The following is a 16,804-nucleotide window of genomic DNA, read 5'->3' on the forward strand; positions in this document are numbered from 1 at the left end:
TAGAATTTGGTCCGCTAACTATCGGCGCGCACAGCGCAGATGTGTAAAGAAAATATGGCCAGTTTGGCCAAACTGGCTCACTATCTTTACACCCTCCTCTATAGTAAAGATTTACACATCACTTATGCAGCCAAGAAACCATGATAAAATAGACCTTTCACTCGCCCACCCTGCTCTCCTTTTGACAAGAATTCTAGGCATACCACGTTTTTACCGACATACTGCTTATAAAGATCGTCAAAGCCAAGCTCTGCAGCCGTCATCAGATCCCAAAACAAAGGCACGGAAAATCCTTTCGTTCGCAGGCAATGTTCAGCTAACGCCTCTGTCGCCTCCAAAACCCCCAAACCTGTCGGAGAGTGCACCGCTAGGGCCTCAATAATTTCATCCGCCAGCGCATCAATAGCAACACCGTCGCGAAACAGCGCACTCATACCAAAGTGCCAAATATCGACCACTTCGAGCTGGACTTGCCCCAAATCAGCTTGCTGCTTTTTCCACCATTTATAGCCGTAGTGATCCATGAGCTCACCACATTCGATCCAAGCTGCGCGATACCACGCATTCCCTTGGCTCATCCAATCGCTATTTACCTTGCTGTTCATGCGGTTCTGCAAATCCAGCATAGTAATAAAAGCCGGACGACGCGTTGAATCAGACACTATTTAACCCACCCATCTAAAATCTGAGTGCACATGATAAACAAGGAGGAGGTATTAAGCAGCGACTATTTACCGCTTTATATATTTGAAGGGAATTCTAGCAAAAGCTATTGCTGAGACAGGTTCTCACCCAATTCGATGAAGTAGTGCAATAAATCTGCACTGACAATTTCGCGGCAATCTTCCCCTAGACGATCACCGATACTATCCGGAATCTGCGCTAGGAAATTTGCACCGTAACTCACTCGACGACTATCTAAACAAAGACTGATTGTCGACTGCGGGCCGTGAACAGAATAATGCTTCGACTCTAAAGGCCTGCTTTTTTGCATATAGCCCATCAAGCACACCACTGCTGTTCGGTGGCGTAAACCAGTGAAAGCTTACGCCCATGGGCAAAATCAATAATCTGCAAAGGCTTGCCCGCTAACAAATGACCCACCGTATTGGAGGGAATTGCGGGTAAACATACAATATTATTAGGTGAGTCCGTGTTCGGAAATAACAGAACGAGATCAACTATATCTGAAGTGCCATCTACACCATGGCCCCTCGAACATAAGCGTATATCAACACTTTGCAGCTGCTCAGGCAAGACACTATCAACTGCAAGATGCTTCACAGTGTCTTTATTGTCAAAACCTAGTAAATAGCTAGCAAGTAGCATCGCGACTCTCATTTCTATCATTGAATGAAAGCCATTATGCGCTTAAGTGGGCATCAAACTATCCGGTAATTTACCTATCAATTCCAAAGACTCACTCCCCTACCAACTATTGGCGAACACCACGGCTGTTGATGGGAATGAGTGTATTATCGCTACTTCGCCAAGGATTAATATCCAAGCCGCCCCGACGGGTGTAGCGCGCATAAATGCTTAAGGATTCCGGCTGACAACACCTACTGATATCACTAAATATTCGCTCAACACAGTGCTCATGAAACTCATCATGCTCACGAAACGATACTATATAGGCCAATAAATTCTCATGATTAATCCTGGCGCCAGTATAGCGAATCTCTACGCTAGCCCAATCTGGCTGCGAAGTCACCGGGCAACGAGATCGCAATAAGTTGCTGTATAGATGCTCACTACATACGACGTCACCATCCAGCGTAAGTAGCTCAGAATTTGGCGTATAGGATGTCGGGGTAATATCAAGCCCATCCAAACATTCACCTATAGGCTCCGATATTGCGTAAGTATCTGCCCAACAATTTGCAGTATAAAGCGTCAACTCAACACCCGCGCCACTCACCGAGCTCAAATCACGTTCAAGCGTTCGCCTTAAGAACGCTAGATCTGTAATCCGCGTTTGATTAAAGGAGTTTAAATACAACTTAAAAGACTTAGATTCGATAATATTTGGACTATCAGCAGCAAACCGAAACTCGGCACACGCAACCACCGGTTTCCCTGATTCATTCAGCCACGACAACTCATAAGCATTCCAAATATCTACACCGGCAAACGGTAGCTGTTTCGCTGTATCAATCCCTAACTCCTGCCGACCCTGTTGTCTTGGAATCGCATGCAAACAGGAAGGGTCATACTGATCGGGATAAGTAACTTTTTCGCCTAAGGGGCCGTGGCCTTGATGATCAACCATAATGATTCTCGCGCCTCATTGACGAAGGCGCGTACCGCTAGACAGCAAATACATACAGTATGCATAGGCCGCAATAGTGAACCCGCCAACCATTAGAAACGCCGTCGTTACGTTTACATCAGACACACCCAGTACGCCATAGCGAAAGGCATTGACGATATAAAGCATAGGATTTAAACGTGACACGCCAGCCCAAAAATCTGGCAATAAATCTATCGAGTAAAATACGCCGCCGAGATAGGTTAAAGGCGTTAAAACAAACACCGGTACAATCGATACATCGTCAAAATTATTCGCAAAGACGGCGTTAATAAAGCCCGCTAGTGAAAACATAATTGAAGTCATTAACACAATCGCAATGGTAACGCCGACATGCTGAATATGGAGACTGGTAAAAAACAGCGACAACAAAGTAACAATTAAACCGACGAGCAAGCCCCGCGCAACTCCGCCGATAACAAAGCCCCACAAAACCGTATTGTTCGACATCGGCGACACTAATATCTCTTCAACAAAACGCTGAAACTTGGCGCCGAAGAATGACGACACCACATTAGAATAAGCGTTTGTAATGACCGACATCATAATCAAACCCGGCACAACAAACTCCATATAAGTGAAGCCACCCATCTGGCCAATACGTGACCCAATCAACGCGCCGAATATCACAAAATACAGTGACATGGTGATTGCGGGAGGCAGTAAGGTTTGCATCCAAATCCGCAAAAACCGGCGGATCTCTTTGCGGACAATGGTGTAAAAGGCCACCCACTGTTCAGCTAATGTCATTCGAAACTCCATCTATTCAGCGCCAGTTATCGTCGGCGGAATCAAAACCACAACGCCAGATTTACTTTGCGTTCAGCAAACCCACAAACAGCTCTTCCAAGCGATTCGCTTTATTACGCATACTACTAATCACTAAGCCTTGCTTGTTTAATGCAGCGAAAACCTCGTTCAGCGAACTGCCTTTTTTAAGCACTAGCTCAAACATATGCTCGTCGATATAACGCGTATCAAAACCTTCCACCACCAAATCCGGAGTGATCACCTCTGGGGTATCTAAAATAAACACCTCTTTTTGAAGCTGTCGCAGCAAAGCCTTCATGCTAGTGTTTTCTACGATATTACCGCCATCTATAATAGCGATATGGCGGCATAAGCTCTCCGCCTCTTCTAGATAATGGGTAGTTAGAATAATGGTAGTTCCGCTTCGATTAATCTCTGTCAGGAACTCCCACATAGATCGCCGCAATTCAATATCGACGCCCGCCGTTGGCTCATCCAGAATCAAGAGCCGGGGTTCGTGAATAAGGGCACGAGCAATCATCAAGCGTCGTTTCATACCACCGGACAACATCCGCGAGGCTACATCGCGCTTATCCCAAAGCCCCAACTTTTTAAGATATTTTTCGGCCCGCTCGCCGGCGACTGCCCTATTCAAGCCGTAATAACCAGCTTGATTCACAACGATATCCCAAACAGTCTCAAAATTAGAGAAGTTGAATTCTTGAGGAACAACGCCAATTTCACGCTTTGCTGCGGCTAAATCTGTTTGGATGGAATGACCAAACACATGAACATCACCCGCAGTCTTTTTAACCAATGACGAAACAATACCGATAGTCGTCGACTTACCCGCACCATTTGGTCCGAGCAGGGCAAAAAAATCACCCTCAGTTACCTCAAGATCAATGCCTTTTAAAGCCTCAAAGCCATTATCGTAGACTTTACGCAATCCTTTAATCTGCAGGGCAATTGCCATAGTATCTGCCTAAATTTTAGCTGCTTAAGTGTATGAAACCAATTTGGTCGCTTAACCCACATAGATTTATGAGGCTAACCTAACAATCACGGTGAAGCGCCGCCCACAAACGTAAACAAGGCTCGTCCGTGTAGAATATAATTAACTGAATTTGCTAATCGACTGACGAGAACAACTGCTGTTAGCCGCTCATTTTGCCACGCCCACGCAGTGGAATACACTAAAGTCTTAAATCTACAAGAAATGGAGTTACAGTGACGACACGCCTAGAATACTACCGCCACCTAAATGACGCACTCAGCGAGCTATGTACGAAGGTAGTTACCCAGCACCCGAATCACAGCGAAGAAAGTAACAATGAATTGCTTGAGTTATTCGCCCAGCTAGACGATTGCTTCGTCAGTAATGACGATTACGCACTCTTTGGACAGCAGATCATTAATCGTATAGTCAGCCACTACCCTGACATCACTCCGCAGGTACACCGCGACTTACTGTGGTTTTTTGGTGGAGATTGTCTACACTTTTTAGGAGACGAAGAAATACAAAAGTACCAAGAGTTAGAGGAGCGCTACTACGAATTAAATAAGGCGGACGAAAACGTCAGTTACCGCAATCTACGCGCACAAGTCTTTAATATGCATTGAGCGACCTTGTGTCGCTTAAAACATAATGAACACCAACGATTAAATTACCGGCGAAAAAAAAGCGAAGCAGACGCTTCGCTTTTTAGAATTTGGAGCGGGAAAGGAGGCTCGAACTCCCGACCTCAACCTTGGCAAGGTTGCGCTCTACCAACTGAGCTATTCCCGCAAATTCCGAAATTTTGTTAATCACAAAATATCCGCACAGCCTTGATAAAAAACACTTTTCTGCTTCCACCTTCAAGACGGGGCGCATGATAAAAAGTTTTCTTCAAACTGTCAACACCGCCGTGGCAGGCAATTTATCTGACAGCATTCTACGCGCTGTAGCGTAGAAATTGGCGTCCCCTAGGGGACTCGAACCCCTGTTACTGCCGTGAAAGGGCAGTGTCCTAGGCCACTAGACGAAGGGGACGCCGCGAGCCTTTCAGGGCAATATTGCTGTCCCTGAAAGAGGGCGCAATTCTAGTGTGACTCCCCCACCCCGTCAAGGCCAATTTAACACTAAATCAAGGATAAATAACAAAAAAAAAGAGAAGCATCTCTGCTTCTCTTTTAACGCTGCCGATATCATCACCAGCGCGAAATAATGGCGTCCCCTAGGGGACTCGAACCCCTGTTACTGCCGTGAAAGGGCAGTGTCCTAGGCCACTAGACGAAGGGGACGCCGCAAACCTTCCAGACTCCGAGTCACTTGACGTCTGAAAGTGGCGCGAATTCTAGAAACCTTAGCGCCCGCCGTCAAGTCGCTTTTTACAATTTGCGCTAAAAAAACAAAAAAACCTCAGAAATCGACTACTTAGCAATCAAATTGGCCACATTTCAATCAGCCTGATCATCAAGCCGTAAAGATAACGAGTTAATACAGTAACGCAATCCCGTCGGCTCTGGCCCATCTGGGAATACATGACCCAGATGCGCTTCGCAGCGCGCGCACACAACTTCTTCACGAATCATGCCATGGCTCGAATCACGATTAACCCCGACAACCTCGTCAGCAACCGGCTGATAAAAACTTGGCCAGCCCGACCCAGAGTCATATTTAGTATCAGAAGCAAATAATGCGAGCCCACAACAGCGGCAAACATAACTACCGCTCGTTTTTTCGTCATAGTACTCACCGGTAAATGCCCGCTCAGTGCCCTTCTGGCGACACACATAAAACTCCTCATCACTTAGCAGTTCCCGCCATTCTTGTTCAGATTTCACTACTTTTTCCACGAATAACTCTCCACCTGTTTACCTTCAAAGCCGTATACTTAGCTGCTAGGCTATTTACGCGCTATATACCACAGTAGTTTATACCGCATTAAATAGCACACAAGACGAATTACGCAGGGAGTCAGCCTACGCTGGTCACCTGATCACTAAAAATCCGGTACTTACCGGCTAAGAAGGCGGGAAATGAGCCACCATTTAAAATCGAAAAAATTAAACAACGTCTGCTACGAAATACGTGGGCCCGTGCTGCAACGCGCGAATGAATTAGAAGAAGAAGGCCACCGTATTCTTAAACTGAATATTGGTAACCCTGCACCTTTCGGTTTTAACGCCCCTGACGAAATCATCCAAGATGTCATTCGCATGCTTCCCGATAGCGAAGGCTATAGCGATTCGAAGGGACTTTACAGTGCGCGCAAAGCGATCATGCAAGAATGCCAAAAGATCGGCATTCCAGGTGTCGGCGTCAATGATATTTATCTCGGCAACGGTGCCAGTGAACTAATTAGCATGGCAACCCAAGCACTGCTTAATCAAGGTGACGAGGTACTTATCCCTGCCCCCGATTACCCTCTGTGGACTGCAGTAGTATCATTATCAGGCGCGACCCCCGTTCATTATCTCTGTGACGAAGATAATGGCTGGCAGCCGTCTATCGACGACATTGTGAACAAAATCACGCCAAACACCAAAGCCATTGTCATCATCAACCCAAACAACCCTACCGGCGCGGTATACAGCCGAGAAATGTTAGAGCAGCTTGTTGCCATTGCGGAAGCACACAACCTTGTGGTGTTCGCCGACGAAATTTACAGCAAAATCCTATTTGATGACGCCGTTCATATCCCTATCGGTAGCCTAAAGGCTGATATTCTGTGCTTAACCTTTAATGGCTTATCTAAGGCCTACCGACTTGCAGGCTTCCGTAGCGGCTGGCTTATTGTTTCTGGTGCAAAAGATCGGGCAACAGACTATATCGAAGGCCTAAACATTCTTTCGTCTATGCGACTCTGCGCCAACGTACCTGCTCAGCACGCCATTCAAACGGCACTGGGCGGTTACCAAAGCATAAACGAACTTATTTTGCCTGGCGGGCGACTATTAGAGCAGCGCGATCTGGCTCATAAGATGTTGAATGAAATCCCCGGCGTAAGCTGTACCAAGCCGGCAGGTGCTATATACATGTTTCCGCGCTTAGATCCGGAAATATACCCAGTAAAAGATGACGAACAACTGGTACTAGACCTGCTGAATCAGGAGAAAATTCTGCTGGTGCAAGGCAGCGGTTTTAACTGGCATGAACCCGATCATCTTAGAATCGTATTTTTGCCGAACAAAATCGACCTCGCTGATGCAATAGAGCGCTTTGCGAGATTCTTAGCCTCTTACCGCAAGCAGCTTGCCCTTAAAAAACCTGCCTAAACCTTCTAGAGGCTCGCAGCCGCACCGACTGCAAGCCTCTCGCCCCGTCAAAGCCGATAATGCAGCACCTTCAATGCAGCATCTGAGCTTGCCTCAGGAAAATCCTCTCGTCCCGCAATCCTCGATACAAACGTAGCGTTTGGGCAATACTCACCCATCACCTCTTCTAAGAACCTCTGACCTAGATATGGCGCATTTAAGCACACGAGAATATCGCCACCCTCTGGAAGCAAATCGGGAAATTGCCGAACCAGCTTTTTATAATCATTTATCGCGTCGAAGCTGCCAAGCTGCCGCGATGGAGGATCACAGATAAGAATATCAAAGGGGCCGAGCTTCTTGAGTCGCCCCCACGATTTAAGAATATTGTGACTAAGAAAGCGCAGCTCAGATGCCCTCACAACGGGATTAAGCCTGTGATTCTCTCGCCCCTCAGACAGGGCTGGCTTACTCATGTCGATATTAAGAATTGACGCCGCGCCAGCCTGCTCCGCAGCAACTGAAAACGCACAAGTATAAGAGAACAAATTCAATACACGCTGACCTTCTGCACGCTGAGCAAGCCATGCCCGCGCCGGCTGCATATCCATGAAGTAACCAATATTTTGTTTATGGCTTAAATCTAGCTTAAATCTATAAGCACCCTCATTCGCGTAATGCATAAGAGGAATATCTCCCCACAAACAATATGTTGAGGGGGTATTCTCATATCGTTTCTGAACTATGGCAGACGTACACTCATTAGCAAATCGAGCCTGAAGCTCAACACAAAACTGCGCCCAAAAATTCGGCTCTGGCTCTCGGTAAAGCACGATCCACAACAGCGGTTCAAAATAATCTACGGTGAAAAATTCGAAGTCTGGATAACATTGCCCACGACCATGAAACAGACGTTGTGCGCCCCTATCCACCGACAACTGCCAATCAGAAAAATGCGTTACTTTATCGAACTCGCTAAAATCAATCACCGGACGCACTCACTCGATACATAATGACATCGCGGTAACCGGTAACAAGGGAGATATAGCCCTGCCACTCCACATCGAGCGCAAGGTCATTACTGTCTACTAGCAGTGGTCGCCCATCGAGGCCACTAATTTTGGTTTTGGTCGCAATAACAATGAAATTTTCGCGCCCAATAGCGCGAATCAATGCTGGCGTTAATTGCTGATTTCCTCTTCCAAGAATATGCCCCTGGCCACCAATGGCGGTGATAACTGCTTTTACGGGGCCGGCGTGATCGGTAACTAAAGTTGCCAGTTGATCTGCGCTTAAATCACTCGCTATCAGCTTATTATTCAAAACTGCATCAAAACCCAACAAGGTATTCCCTACACCGAGCTGAATCATAATGGCGGCCGTTGTACTCCCTGGACCAACGATGTATAGGGTTTCCGGCTCCATACCCTCGATAATATGATCCGCAATATCCGCCAGAACCAGCTCCTCTTGCTCACGGCCGCCCGATTTAACATGCTGCAGAAAGCCGCCAATGCTTGGCACCAACAGCTCACCAAAATATTTTGATCGCACCACGCCCGCTCTGAATGCCTCTTCATCAATATCGCGGACTTCGCCTTCGCCAAGCTCAACCAAGCCACCGGAAATCAGTGCTAACACTATATCGGCTGCGCTTTCAGGGCTTACCGCATACACTCCCGAATGCATTTTCACACCTGCGGGCACACCTAAACAGGGAACACTTACCCCGATGGCACTGCATATATCCCGCGCTGTGCCATCACCCCCAACAAACAGTAGCAAATCAACACCGGCTGCTGACAAGGCCAATGCCGCGCTTTGGGTATCGCTACTTGTAGTTTGACACGCAGAATCAGGGCAACCGACCGACACAAAGGGCAGCCCCACCACCTCTCTAGCCCCTGCATTTTGCGCGGACATATCGCCTTCAAATCCAAACACAGTGACCTTGGTCGCTACTTTTTCAGATATTTTCGCCAAACACCGCAGGGCGCGGGTGCCGGCTCGGCCGCGATCGCTATCACGAACCACGCTTACATCAAGGCCATCGCTACCCTTCATGGCCAAGGGGCCACCTAGCCCCGCAACTGGATTAACAATTAATCCTAGTTTAAACATAAGCACCCTTACTTAAATTAAAGGCAACACCCTGACTCTGACACTCAAATCGCTTAACGACCACTTTGCAGCGCCTTAAGAATCGCCGAAAATTTAGGCTTTGTGCTTGTTAATGAACTATAGGCCAGCTCGCGGCGAACAGGATAGTTCTTACGCAACAAATCAAACTCTTGCCCCCTTGCATTGCAGTCTATAATTCCACGAAAACGCTTGTCGTCCTCCATCACATCGTATACGGATGCAACGACACTCCTGACAAAATGAGCCTCATTAGCGCCATCACACAGTATTTCCGCGCTATCAGCCATCGAGGAAAGAACAGCAAAAGGTAATAAATTGACACCGAGGAATTCAGCCAATTCCGATGCAACCATCTTCAAACCCGTTAATTTCCCGTCGGCACTATATCCCGCGATATGGGGGGTAGCGATGTGACAACGCGATGCGAGATTAACTGAAAAACTAGGCTCGCTCTCCCAAACATCAAGTACTAATTTGATATCTGGGCGCTGCTCACACAAGGACAGCAACACCTCCGTGGCAACAGCCTCGCCCCTCCCCGCATTTAAAAATACAGCATTAGCAGGCATGCCCCTTAAGCGATCAAGCCCAAGCATATGATAACTAGGATATTCTCCGTCTCGGGTCAGCGGTGTATGCAAGCACACTAAACTGCTGCTCATCACCGTATCTAAGGTAGATAAGCCTTCTATTGCTTGGTCAAGCAAAGGGTCATAGGCCTTCCAATTGATGCCTAAGGCACTTAAACGCTGTCCCAATCGCCGCCCGACATTACCATAGCCAATAATGCCAACACGCTCACCGCCTAATAAACGCTCAAGCAAATTGTCGCAACTGCAAATAGCGCTGATCACATAATCAACCACCGACTCCGTATTGGAGCCTGGTGCATTGCAGGTCTTTATTTCATTTGCGGCTAAATATTTGAGGTCAAGATGATCCGTGCCAATGGTAGTTGAACCAACAAAACGAACAGCGGTTCCAGCCAGCAATGCCGCATTGACCTTGGTGACCGAACGTACAATAAGTACTTCTGCCCCCCCAATATCAGCCCTGCTTAATTGCCTGCCGCTGATTTGTTGAACATCGCCAAATTGTGAAAAACAAGCAACTGCAGCCGGAATATTCTCGTCCACTAAAATTCTCAATACTACGTGACCCCTCGCTAAAAATCTAACAATCTAGATTAACTATTATAGCTAGCATATTGATTTAAAAATAAATTAAATGATCAAGAGTGTAGCGCATTGGATCTTCTGCCTCTGGCAAAACGTAGTAACTTTGCAAGGCCCGCCAGAAGATTGCTGCCCTAGGCGGTAAGCCGTTCGCCAGATAGCATTGAGCAACCTGCCATACCACAAGTTGAAATGGAAACGGATCAATGGGATCGCCATTCAAATTATCTATACTAACTTGAAATTGACGTCCCGCCGCCACGCTAAAGAGCCACTCTAGGGCCTGTGGCCGCGCCTCGACAGATTCAAAAACACGCTGCTGAGCCATGCTGCGCCCGTCAGGTTCGTACCAATAGCCATAATCAAGTTGTTGCCGTCGACGCTCACCAGCGATGCACCAGTGGGATACCTCGTGCAAAGCGCTTGCTGCGTAATCCGAACGGAAAATTATCTGATGGTAGTCCGCAGAGGACTCCGCCGGCAGGTAAAGCGACTCCTCGCCCCCACCCACCAATCGGGTTCGCATCGACTCAGCAAAACAGGACTCAAATATCGAACACAGAATGTCAGCCTCCGCTGGCACTGGCTTTTTACACTGTAGAGCCTCATGCATTACGCAACAGCCCGCGCTCACCCAATAAGGGCTCAGCTAACACACTCTCCTGAGTCGCCAGCATGCTGAGGTATTGAGCAGAGAGAAAATCACGCCCCGCGAGTAAATGATCTAAATAAGTGCTTTCAGGTAATAAGTTGCTATTAATAAACGCCGGATTAGCGATATAAATCCACGTTGTGCGTGGCCCCGATTGCGCCTGAACAATAAATCGTTCGCGACTATAGCGAACCGGTGTGCCTTCAAAATGATCCATCAAACTCAAATCATTTACATTCTTTAGTGTGTAAAGAACCCCTTCAACATGACTTTTGCAGCAGGGTTGAATATTGGCATACGCAACCGTCGGCTTGCAGTGCGACTGCTTATTAAATACCAGCCGAAAGCTAGGCAGCGTCGCCGCCTCGGCGCTAACAAATTCTAAGCCCCGGGCTCGCATCCGAGCTGGATTCATATTGGAGCCATAGGCAAAATAGCAGGAAGTCATTATCAAACACTTGGCAAATTGCTAAACAGAGAGTAATTTTAACAGAAAGGGACATCGCCGCGACCGAGTTTATAGTGGCTCGGGTTTCAAATAAGATTTTCCCTGAAAGATTTTGTCCTAGCCACAAGCTTGCAAAATCCGCTGGCATGTGCCGCCCGCTACGTGAGGAATGATCTATGGCTCCACGTAACAACGGTAATAAGCCTTCGTCCGCGAAGATAATCCCCTTTCCTCTGCGTTCCACACGCACAGAGCAACATCGAATTCTTAGAGTGTCGCCAGAATACGATGGTCTTTGTTTGCTATACGCTCACCACGCGCTAAGCCGCGATAAATTGTATGCGGTAAAAATACTGGGCTGGGCGCGACTCGCCAACGGACAAACGGTTGCGATATTGCCCTGGTTAAACGCGATCTCGCGTTGCATAGACTTAAACGACCCCGAGTCGGGGCAAAGCCAGGGGTATTACGATCCCCGCAGCGGTAGCCATTTTAGTGAAACACCGCCGCACCATCTCGCCGCACTAGATGCGATGAGCCACTATTCGAGCACCACCGCAGTAATTCAGGAAATCCCCGACCTTATCGGCAGTCATGCGGCCCTCTTGGGAGACAATCAGCAGTTTTTATTAGAACCCGTAATTAGCTGGCGACTGCACAAGGACGGCAGGCTTGAGGCGCAGGTTGCAGATTTAAGTCTTGCCCAGCATTCACCCATTCTCGCCGGCGATGAGTGCCTATACCCAGTTCAACAGGAAGCCAATTTCCGGTATTTCTTTCAATATCATATTGCCAACCAAATCAAAGCCGGCGGCCAAATTGCAACGCGGGCCCTAAGTCAGCTCTTAACATGAAGGCCCGATTTAATCAGGCCTTCTTAAGATAGTAGTGATATTCCCCAGAAGCTTCCTCCTGAGCCATTAATTCATGGCCTAGAAAAGCGCAAAACTTGGGAATATCACGGGTCGTCGCAGGATCGGTAGCCACAACCTTAAGAACGTCGCCCGATGAAATATCCCGTATTTTATTGTGCAACATCATTACCGGTTCGGGACAAAACAGCCCGCAGGTATCTAGAATGTGATCAGCCTCAATTGCCAAACTTAAACTCCAAATTTGTACACGTATGCCCGAGTCTGGCCCGAGCATCTACCACCGTATTAGTCTTTTGCTACAACCGTCCAGCTCTCAGTATCTGGACTAAACACAATGCTCGCTTTTTTACTTTCTAGGGCGCGGCGAAGCTGACTGATTTTTACCTCAAGGCTCACCTCACTTTCACCATAGTCAGTGCCATCACGGGTGACTAACTCTTCTAACATACCCTGAAAGGCTTCTGGGCTTAATTTTTGCCAAGGAATTTCTACATATTCACTCATGTACGGGCTTACCAAACTTAAGGGTCATACGGTCACTTTCACCAATAGCCAGATACTTCTCCCGATCCTTATCACCCAAACGCAAACTTGGCGGTAAGGTCCACACCCCTTTCGGGTGGTGGTGATTATCTTTGCTATTGGCATTGATTTCACTACTGTCGAGCAATAAAAATCCAGCGGATTCAGCAAGAGCGATTACCTGTTTTTCTGAGACATATCCGCTGCTAACCATCACTTCCAAGGAGGCGTCCGCGTCAGCACGGTGCTCAACCACCCCCAAAATACCGCCAGGTTTTAAGGCTTTAAACGCCGCAGCAAACACATCTTCAGCCACGCCGGCTTTTAACCAATTATGGACATTGCGAAACGTTAGCACCTTATCCGCCGTGCCCGCCGGCGCGATCTCTGAATATTTGGGTGGCTGCAGTGTCGTCAGCTCGACCTTGCCATAAACAGCGGGGGCTGCAGCGAGCTTAGCTTCAAAGCTCGCACGAGCCTTGCTGTAAAATGCCACATCGCTGTCATTAGCAAATTGCGCGGTATATAACTTGCCACAATCACTCACAATAGGCGCCAGCACTTCGGTGTACCAACCGCCACCGCCAGGCCATAACTCAACGACAGTGTCGCAGGGCTGAACGCCAAAGAAAATTAAGGTTTGCAGTGGGTTTCTATATTGATCGCGGCTGCGGTTTTGTTCACTGCGATGTTCTGCATCCAACACTTCGGCCCACTTCAAATCTGTTACTGCGGGAGCAGAATTCGCGGCCCCGCAAAACAGAAAGAAAATCAAAACCGGTACAGTAGCTAACTTCATTTTTATCCCCTTTTGGCTTTTGCCACTGATCATACGGATTGTTCCGTCAAAAAAGTGCGTACATGTTCGACTTTTTCCAACATAGTTTGTTCTCGGTCAGTGCGAGTGCCAATTTTCAGCTGAGTAGACAGCCTTGGCACACCCATTTCGTGTAAGCGTGCATGACAGCGCTTAATCGACTCCATGACGATCTCCCACTCCCCCTCAATATTAGTACCGTAAGCATGTAATTGATGCGCCAAGCCCATATCCGCAATGATCAATTGGCACTCCGCTATATAGGGCGTCAAAGAGGCGCCAACATTCAAGGGCGTAATACAAAAATCCACAATCACTTTCATGTTGTGCTCCTAAGTCTGTCTGCCGCCATACAGTCGTAGTATGCTAATACCATAATCTAACACTACCAACGTAGAATAAGGACGACACCGTGAACAACTCTCTTGTCTTTACCTTTTTGGGGCTGGATCGTCCCGGGCTAGTTGAACGGTTGGCTGACGTAGTCGCAGACCATCAAGGAAACTGGCTAGAAAGCCGCATGACCCAGCTAGCAGGCCAGTTTGCCGGAATTGCTCGGGTCACCGTTCCTGAAAGTAAAGTCGATGAACTCAGCCATGCCCTCTTGAGCCTCAATATTGAAGGCTTAACTATAAATATCCAGGCTGGGCAGGCCACATCAGTGGCCAGCAAGCCCAAAATCTGTAAATTACATATTCTTGGTAACGACCGCCCAGGTATCGTTCGCGAGGTCAGCCGAGCCCTAAAACAGCAGCAAATCAATGTCGTAGAGATGAGCTCCAATATTACCAGTGCAGCGATGAGTGGCGATGCCTTATTTGAGGCGCATGTTAGCGCGGAAATACCTCTTGGCTGCGATGTTGACGAACTTGAGGACAGTTTAGACACCATCGCAGAGCAACTCAGCATCGATATTGTTTTGAGTTAAACCTTAATTGTTTATCCGCGGATTTTATGAATAGTAAAGACCAGCGCTGCCGCGAGCAGCGCCAAAAAGCCCACGCCCAATACGCAAAGTAAAAAATACTCAGCAATCTCCCGCCAGGGTACGTCAAAGCTCCACACCGCAGAGCATACCAACATCACTGTTGCTAACACCGCTAATACCGGTGTTCGATAGTGCTTATATGCCTTTATATACTGATTTACCACGTAGCTTTACCGCCTAATCCTGCATTAATATACGTTTACTGTATTCACCCTAAGGTATCTTCCCGCACCCACTCACAGCGCAGACGCCCGCCACCCTGCCCCGGCACATGGCATTCATCCTCCGCCTGCCACACAAATGTATGGGTGCCGTTATAAGCAGTTTGTAAATGCACGGTTGCCGTTACCCAATACATTTTATGTAGCATATTTTCAAAGTGTTTAATCCATTCATCCCACTCATGCTCAATGGCCTTGTAGGAACTACCAAAGTGGATCACGTCGGTTTGGCAATCGCCGAAATCTATTGCGGGACGCGGTGCCGAAAACATTTCGCGACACAGCAAAGGCCAATCTTCCGACGCGGGTAGTGATGCCGTTACGAGTTGATTATTGTCGCGTCGCTCCGCAACATCTGCCTTACTACGCGCAAACAACATATCTGTAATACAACCATAAACTACCGATTCCTGTGCCATAGCCAGCCCTAAATTATTATGTCTACGGGAGTCTACAAAAGCTGTCTGTTATCAGCCAGTCATTATTTCCCACGCTCAACTAGGCCTTGCTAGCACTATCTGATGGTAAATGGAGATATCGCCATGCAATCAAAAACGCGGCGGCCGCTGCAACAGCCGCTGCGACAAAACATAACACACCGCTAAAATCCCAAGCCCAGCCACTTAAGACAGCCCCTACTGCGCCACCCAAGCCAAAACTTAAGCCGCTATACAAAGCCATGCCCTGGCCATGGTGACCGGTAAAATATTGCCTAATAAATTCTATTCCAGCAGCGTGATAACTCCCAAAACTTGCCGCATGTAAACACTGTGCGATAAAAAGCACCCAAGGGTATTCAACGAAATACGCAATAAGCAACCAGCGTAGGCAAGATAGCGCTAGGCTCCACAACACAATATTTCTTAGACTGTAAGCTGCTAAAACACGGTGCATGCCAATAAACAGCAGCACTTCCGCAATAACGCCCAACGACCAGTACACACCGATGGCAGACTTGGAATAAGACTGCGCCTCAAGATAAATACTGAAAAAAGTGTAGTACGGGCCATGTGATAGTTGTAAAAAAAAACTGACCGCAAAAAAAGCGATTACCGCAGGATGCCGCAGAATTGAACCTAAGGATTGGCGATTCTGTTTATTCGTCACAGCACCGTCCTTTTCTGCCACTAGCAAGCTCGCCAGCCATATTCCCGTAAGCAACGCAGTTATTAAGTAAAGCAAATGCACTATAGGATGATGATCTAGCCACCAACCCACGCCGAGCACTGCTGCAATAAACCCTATTGAGCCCCACACCCGAATACGACTATAACGCCCGTAACGACCTGCCAAATGCGACAAGGTCAACACGTCAAATTGGGCTAACACCGCATTCCAAAAGAAGCTATACGTGACAACAACCGCCGCAAGCCACCAGAAATCTGAGCGCAAATATACGCCACAGAAGGCGACCACCGCAGAAAAAGCCCCATAGCGAATAATGCGACTGCGATAGCCGTAGGTGTCTGCCAACCAGCCCCACAAGTTTGGCGCAACAATCTTCGTCGCCATAACGAGGGCCGACAGAATACCAATTTCTTCAGAACTGAAATTTAGGGATTTTAAATACAGGGCCCAATAAGGTACCCAGGTTCCTAGTAGCGCAAAATAGCAAAAATAGAAACCTGATAAGCGCCAATACGGCACCGCAGCCGCCATAT

The 16,804-nt window shown here is 47.7% G+C and carries 23 protein-coding genes and 3 tRNA genes; 4 read left to right on the forward strand and 22 right to left on the reverse strand.

Annotation, left to right across the window (positions count from 1 at the left end; translation table 11 throughout):
- Positions 1-122: 122 nt before the first annotated feature.
- The 6 genes from GVJ32_RS00230 to GVJ32_RS00255 all read right to left on the reverse strand — a co-directional run bounded on the left by GVJ32_RS00230 (position 123) and on the right by GVJ32_RS00255 (position 4,037).
- Complete coding sequence (locus GVJ32_RS00230; RefSeq protein WP_235034987.1) at positions 123-662, reverse strand: dUTP diphosphatase; 540 nt, start codon at positions 660-662, stop codon at positions 123-125.
- Positions 663-769: 107 nt separating this feature from the next.
- On the reverse strand, positions 770-1,003 hold the full coding sequence (locus GVJ32_RS00235; protein WP_159238047.1) for a hypothetical protein: 234 nt from the start codon (positions 1,001-1,003) through the stop codon (positions 770-772).
- The gene (locus GVJ32_RS00240) at positions 1,003-1,350 is read right to left on the reverse strand and encodes a hypothetical protein (protein WP_159238049.1); all 348 of its coding nucleotides are present in this window, start codon (positions 1,348-1,350) and stop codon (positions 1,003-1,005) included. The genes GVJ32_RS00235 and GVJ32_RS00240 overlap by 1 nt, the downstream gene beginning before the upstream one ends.
- Positions 1,351-1,435: 85 nt before the next feature.
- Complete coding sequence (queF, locus tag GVJ32_RS00245; protein ID WP_159238051.1) at positions 1,436-2,272, reverse strand: NADPH-dependent 7-cyano-7-deazaguanine reductase QueF; 837 nt, start codon at positions 2,270-2,272, stop codon at positions 1,436-1,438.
- A gap of 15 nt (positions 2,273-2,287) precedes the next feature.
- Positions 2,288-3,061, reverse strand: coding sequence for an ABC transporter permease (locus tag GVJ32_RS00250; RefSeq protein WP_159238053.1), 774 nt, complete (start codon positions 3,059-3,061; stop codon positions 2,288-2,290).
- A 61-nt stretch (positions 3,062-3,122) separates the two neighbouring features.
- Positions 3,123-4,037 (reverse strand): ABC transporter ATP-binding protein, encoded by a 915-nt coding sequence (locus GVJ32_RS00255; RefSeq protein WP_159238055.1) that lies wholly within the window; start codon positions 4,035-4,037, stop codon positions 3,123-3,125.
- 254 nt (positions 4,038-4,291) lie between these two features.
- On the opposite strand from GVJ32_RS00255, the gene GVJ32_RS00260 reads away from it, so the two are divergent.
- Positions 4,292-4,684 carry a PA2817 family protein gene (locus GVJ32_RS00260; RefSeq protein WP_159238057.1) on the forward strand — a complete coding sequence of 131 codons (393 nt, stop codon included), beginning with the start codon at positions 4,292-4,294 and terminating at the stop codon, positions 4,682-4,684.
- 90 nt (positions 4,685-4,774) lie between these two features.
- On the opposite strand, the gene GVJ32_RS00265 is transcribed toward GVJ32_RS00260, so the two are convergent.
- The 4 genes from GVJ32_RS00265 to msrB form a co-directional block, all read right to left on the reverse strand.
- Positions 4,775-4,850 (reverse strand) — tRNA-Gly (locus GVJ32_RS00265).
- Between the two features lie 170 nt (positions 4,851-5,020).
- Positions 5,021-5,096 (reverse strand) — tRNA-Glu (locus GVJ32_RS00270).
- A gap of 175 nt (positions 5,097-5,271) precedes the next feature.
- Positions 5,272-5,347, reverse strand: a tRNA-Glu gene (locus GVJ32_RS00275).
- Between the two features lie 156 nt (positions 5,348-5,503).
- Complete coding sequence (gene msrB, locus GVJ32_RS00280; protein ID WP_159238059.1) at positions 5,504-5,902, reverse strand: peptide-methionine (R)-S-oxide reductase MsrB; 399 nt, start codon at positions 5,900-5,902, stop codon at positions 5,504-5,506.
- Positions 5,903-6,085: 183 nt separating this feature from the next.
- Between msrB and GVJ32_RS00285 the strand changes: the two genes are divergently transcribed.
- Entirely contained in the window at positions 6,086-7,324 is a 1,239-nt protein-coding gene (locus GVJ32_RS00285) for a pyridoxal phosphate-dependent aminotransferase (RefSeq protein WP_159238061.1), read from the forward strand.
- 47 nt (positions 7,325-7,371) lie between these two features.
- On the opposite strand, the gene GVJ32_RS00290 is transcribed toward GVJ32_RS00285, so the two are convergent.
- The 5 genes from GVJ32_RS00290 to GVJ32_RS00310 all read right to left on the reverse strand — a co-directional run bounded on the left by GVJ32_RS00290 (position 7,372) and on the right by GVJ32_RS00310 (position 11,720).
- On the reverse strand, positions 7,372-8,292 hold the full coding sequence (locus GVJ32_RS00290) for a class I SAM-dependent methyltransferase (RefSeq protein WP_159238063.1): 921 nt from the start codon (positions 8,290-8,292) through the stop codon (positions 7,372-7,374).
- On the reverse strand, positions 8,285-9,424 hold the full coding sequence (locus GVJ32_RS00295; RefSeq protein ID WP_159238065.1) for an ATP-NAD kinase family protein: 1,140 nt from the start codon (positions 9,422-9,424) through the stop codon (positions 8,285-8,287). Before GVJ32_RS00295 ends, GVJ32_RS00290 begins: the two co-directional genes overlap by 8 nt.
- A gap of 53 nt (positions 9,425-9,477) precedes the next feature.
- Positions 9,478-10,593 carry a 4-phosphoerythronate dehydrogenase gene (locus GVJ32_RS00300; RefSeq protein WP_159238067.1) on the reverse strand — a complete coding sequence of 372 codons (1,116 nt, stop codon included), beginning with the start codon at positions 10,591-10,593 and terminating at the stop codon, positions 9,478-9,480.
- A 64-nt stretch (positions 10,594-10,657) separates the two neighbouring features.
- Positions 10,658-11,233, reverse strand: a complete 576-nt coding sequence (locus GVJ32_RS00305) for an elongation factor P hydroxylase (RefSeq protein WP_159238069.1) — start codon at positions 11,231-11,233, stop codon at positions 10,658-10,660.
- Positions 11,226-11,720, reverse strand: coding sequence for a gamma-glutamylcyclotransferase family protein (locus tag GVJ32_RS00310; protein ID WP_159238070.1), 495 nt, complete (start codon positions 11,718-11,720; stop codon positions 11,226-11,228). The genes GVJ32_RS00305 and GVJ32_RS00310 overlap by 8 nt, the downstream gene beginning before the upstream one ends.
- A 176-nt stretch (positions 11,721-11,896) precedes the next feature.
- Between GVJ32_RS00310 and GVJ32_RS00315 the strand changes: the two genes are divergently transcribed.
- Complete coding sequence (locus tag GVJ32_RS00315; RefSeq protein WP_148042101.1) at positions 11,897-12,574, forward strand: hypothetical protein; 678 nt, start codon at positions 11,897-11,899, stop codon at positions 12,572-12,574.
- A gap of 13 nt (positions 12,575-12,587) precedes the next feature.
- Here the strand turns inward: GVJ32_RS00315 and tusA are convergent, their stop codons facing one another.
- Genes tusA through GVJ32_RS00335 form a run of 4 tightly spaced genes read right to left on the reverse strand, consistent with a single transcriptional unit; the run spans position 12,588 to position 14,257 of the window.
- On the reverse strand, positions 12,588-12,821 hold the full coding sequence (tusA, locus tag GVJ32_RS00320; protein WP_233208802.1) for a sulfurtransferase TusA: 234 nt from the start codon (positions 12,819-12,821) through the stop codon (positions 12,588-12,590).
- A gap of 59 nt (positions 12,822-12,880) precedes the next feature.
- Positions 12,881-13,099 carry a YheU family protein gene (locus GVJ32_RS00325; protein WP_103684648.1) on the reverse strand — a complete coding sequence of 73 codons (219 nt, stop codon included), beginning with the start codon at positions 13,097-13,099 and terminating at the stop codon, positions 12,881-12,883.
- Complete coding sequence (locus tag GVJ32_RS00330) at positions 13,092-13,916, reverse strand: class I SAM-dependent methyltransferase (RefSeq protein WP_159238071.1); 825 nt, start codon at positions 13,914-13,916, stop codon at positions 13,092-13,094. Before GVJ32_RS00330 ends, GVJ32_RS00325 begins: the two co-directional genes overlap by 8 nt.
- Before the next feature lie 29 nt (positions 13,917-13,945).
- Positions 13,946-14,257: an MTH1187 family thiamine-binding protein gene (locus GVJ32_RS00335; protein ID WP_159238072.1), complete on the reverse strand. Its 312-nt coding sequence runs from the start codon at positions 14,255-14,257 to the stop codon at positions 13,946-13,948.
- 89 nt (positions 14,258-14,346) lie between these two features.
- On the opposite strand from GVJ32_RS00335, the gene GVJ32_RS00340 reads away from it, so the two are divergent.
- Positions 14,347-14,862 (forward strand): glycine cleavage system protein R, encoded by a 516-nt coding sequence (locus GVJ32_RS00340; protein ID WP_159238073.1) that lies wholly within the window; start codon positions 14,347-14,349, stop codon positions 14,860-14,862.
- Between the two features lie 11 nt (positions 14,863-14,873).
- Here GVJ32_RS00340 and GVJ32_RS00345 read toward each other — a convergent pair whose 3' ends face one another.
- From GVJ32_RS00345 to GVJ32_RS00355, 3 genes are all read right to left on the reverse strand, one after another.
- Positions 14,874-15,086: a hypothetical protein gene (locus tag GVJ32_RS00345; RefSeq protein WP_159238074.1), complete on the reverse strand. Its 213-nt coding sequence runs from the start codon at positions 15,084-15,086 to the stop codon at positions 14,874-14,876.
- Between the two features lie 44 nt (positions 15,087-15,130).
- Complete coding sequence (locus GVJ32_RS00350) at positions 15,131-15,562, reverse strand: hypothetical protein (protein ID WP_159238075.1); 432 nt, start codon at positions 15,560-15,562, stop codon at positions 15,131-15,133.
- A 79-nt stretch (positions 15,563-15,641) separates the two neighbouring features.
- The gene (locus GVJ32_RS00355; RefSeq protein WP_159238076.1) at positions 15,642-16,802 is read right to left on the reverse strand and encodes an MFS transporter; all 1,161 of its coding nucleotides are present in this window, start codon (positions 16,800-16,802) and stop codon (positions 15,642-15,644) included.
- Positions 16,803-16,804: the final 2 nt, after the last annotated feature.

This window comes from Zhongshania aliphaticivorans, from assembly GCF_902705855.1.
Classification (GTDB): domain Bacteria; phylum Pseudomonadota; class Gammaproteobacteria; order Pseudomonadales; family Spongiibacteraceae; genus Spongiibacter; species Spongiibacter aliphaticivorans_B.

What these genes read in the sequence shown, in the direction of transcription:
- GVJ32_RS00315 (WP_148042101.1), top strand. Translation starts at nt 11,897, where the DNA reads ATGGCTCCACGTAACAACGGTAATAAGCCTTCGTCCGCGAAGATAATC.
- GVJ32_RS00310 (WP_159238070.1), bottom strand. Translation starts at nt 11,720, where the DNA reads ATGACTTCCTGCTATTTTGCCTATGGCTCCAATATGAATCCAGCTCGG.
- GVJ32_RS00355 (WP_159238076.1), bottom strand. Translation starts at nt 16,802, where the DNA reads ATGGCGGCTGCGGTGCCGTATTGGCGCTTATCAGGTTTCTATTTTTGC.
- GVJ32_RS00330 (WP_159238071.1), bottom strand. Translation starts at nt 13,916, where the DNA reads ATGAAGTTAGCTACTGTACCGGTTTTGATTTTCTTTCTGTTTTGCGGG.
- GVJ32_RS00250 (WP_159238053.1), bottom strand. Translation starts at nt 3,061, where the DNA reads ATGACATTAGCTGAACAGTGGGTGGCCTTTTACACCATTGTCCGCAAA.
- GVJ32_RS00295 (WP_159238065.1), bottom strand. Translation starts at nt 9,424, where the DNA reads ATGTTTAAACTAGGATTAATTGTTAATCCAGTTGCGGGGCTAGGTGGC.
- GVJ32_RS00285 (WP_159238061.1), top strand. Translation starts at nt 6,086, where the DNA reads ATGAGCCACCATTTAAAATCGAAAAAATTAAACAACGTCTGCTACGAA.
- GVJ32_RS00305 (WP_159238069.1), bottom strand. Translation starts at nt 11,233, where the DNA reads ATGCATGAGGCTCTACAGTGTAAAAAGCCAGTGCCAGCGGAGGCTGAC.
- GVJ32_RS00240 (WP_159238049.1), bottom strand. Translation starts at nt 1,350, where the DNA reads ATGATAGAAATGAGAGTCGCGATGCTACTTGCTAGCTATTTACTAGGT.
- GVJ32_RS00235 (WP_159238047.1), bottom strand. Translation starts at nt 1,003, where the DNA reads ATGGGCTATATGCAAAAAAGCAGGCCTTTAGAGTCGAAGCATTATTCT.
- queF (WP_159238051.1), bottom strand. Translation starts at nt 2,272, where the DNA reads ATGGTTGATCATCAAGGCCACGGCCCCTTAGGCGAAAAAGTTACTTAT.
- GVJ32_RS00325 (WP_103684648.1), bottom strand. Translation starts at nt 13,099, where the DNA reads ATGAGTGAATATGTAGAAATTCCTTGGCAAAAATTAAGCCCAGAAGCC.
- GVJ32_RS00335 (WP_159238072.1), bottom strand. Translation starts at nt 14,257, where the DNA reads ATGAAAGTGATTGTGGATTTTTGTATTACGCCCTTGAATGTTGGCGCC.
- GVJ32_RS00350 (WP_159238075.1), bottom strand. Translation starts at nt 15,562, where the DNA reads ATGGCACAGGAATCGGTAGTTTATGGTTGTATTACAGATATGTTGTTT.
- GVJ32_RS00255 (WP_159238055.1), bottom strand. Translation starts at nt 4,037, where the DNA reads ATGGCAATTGCCCTGCAGATTAAAGGATTGCGTAAAGTCTACGATAAT.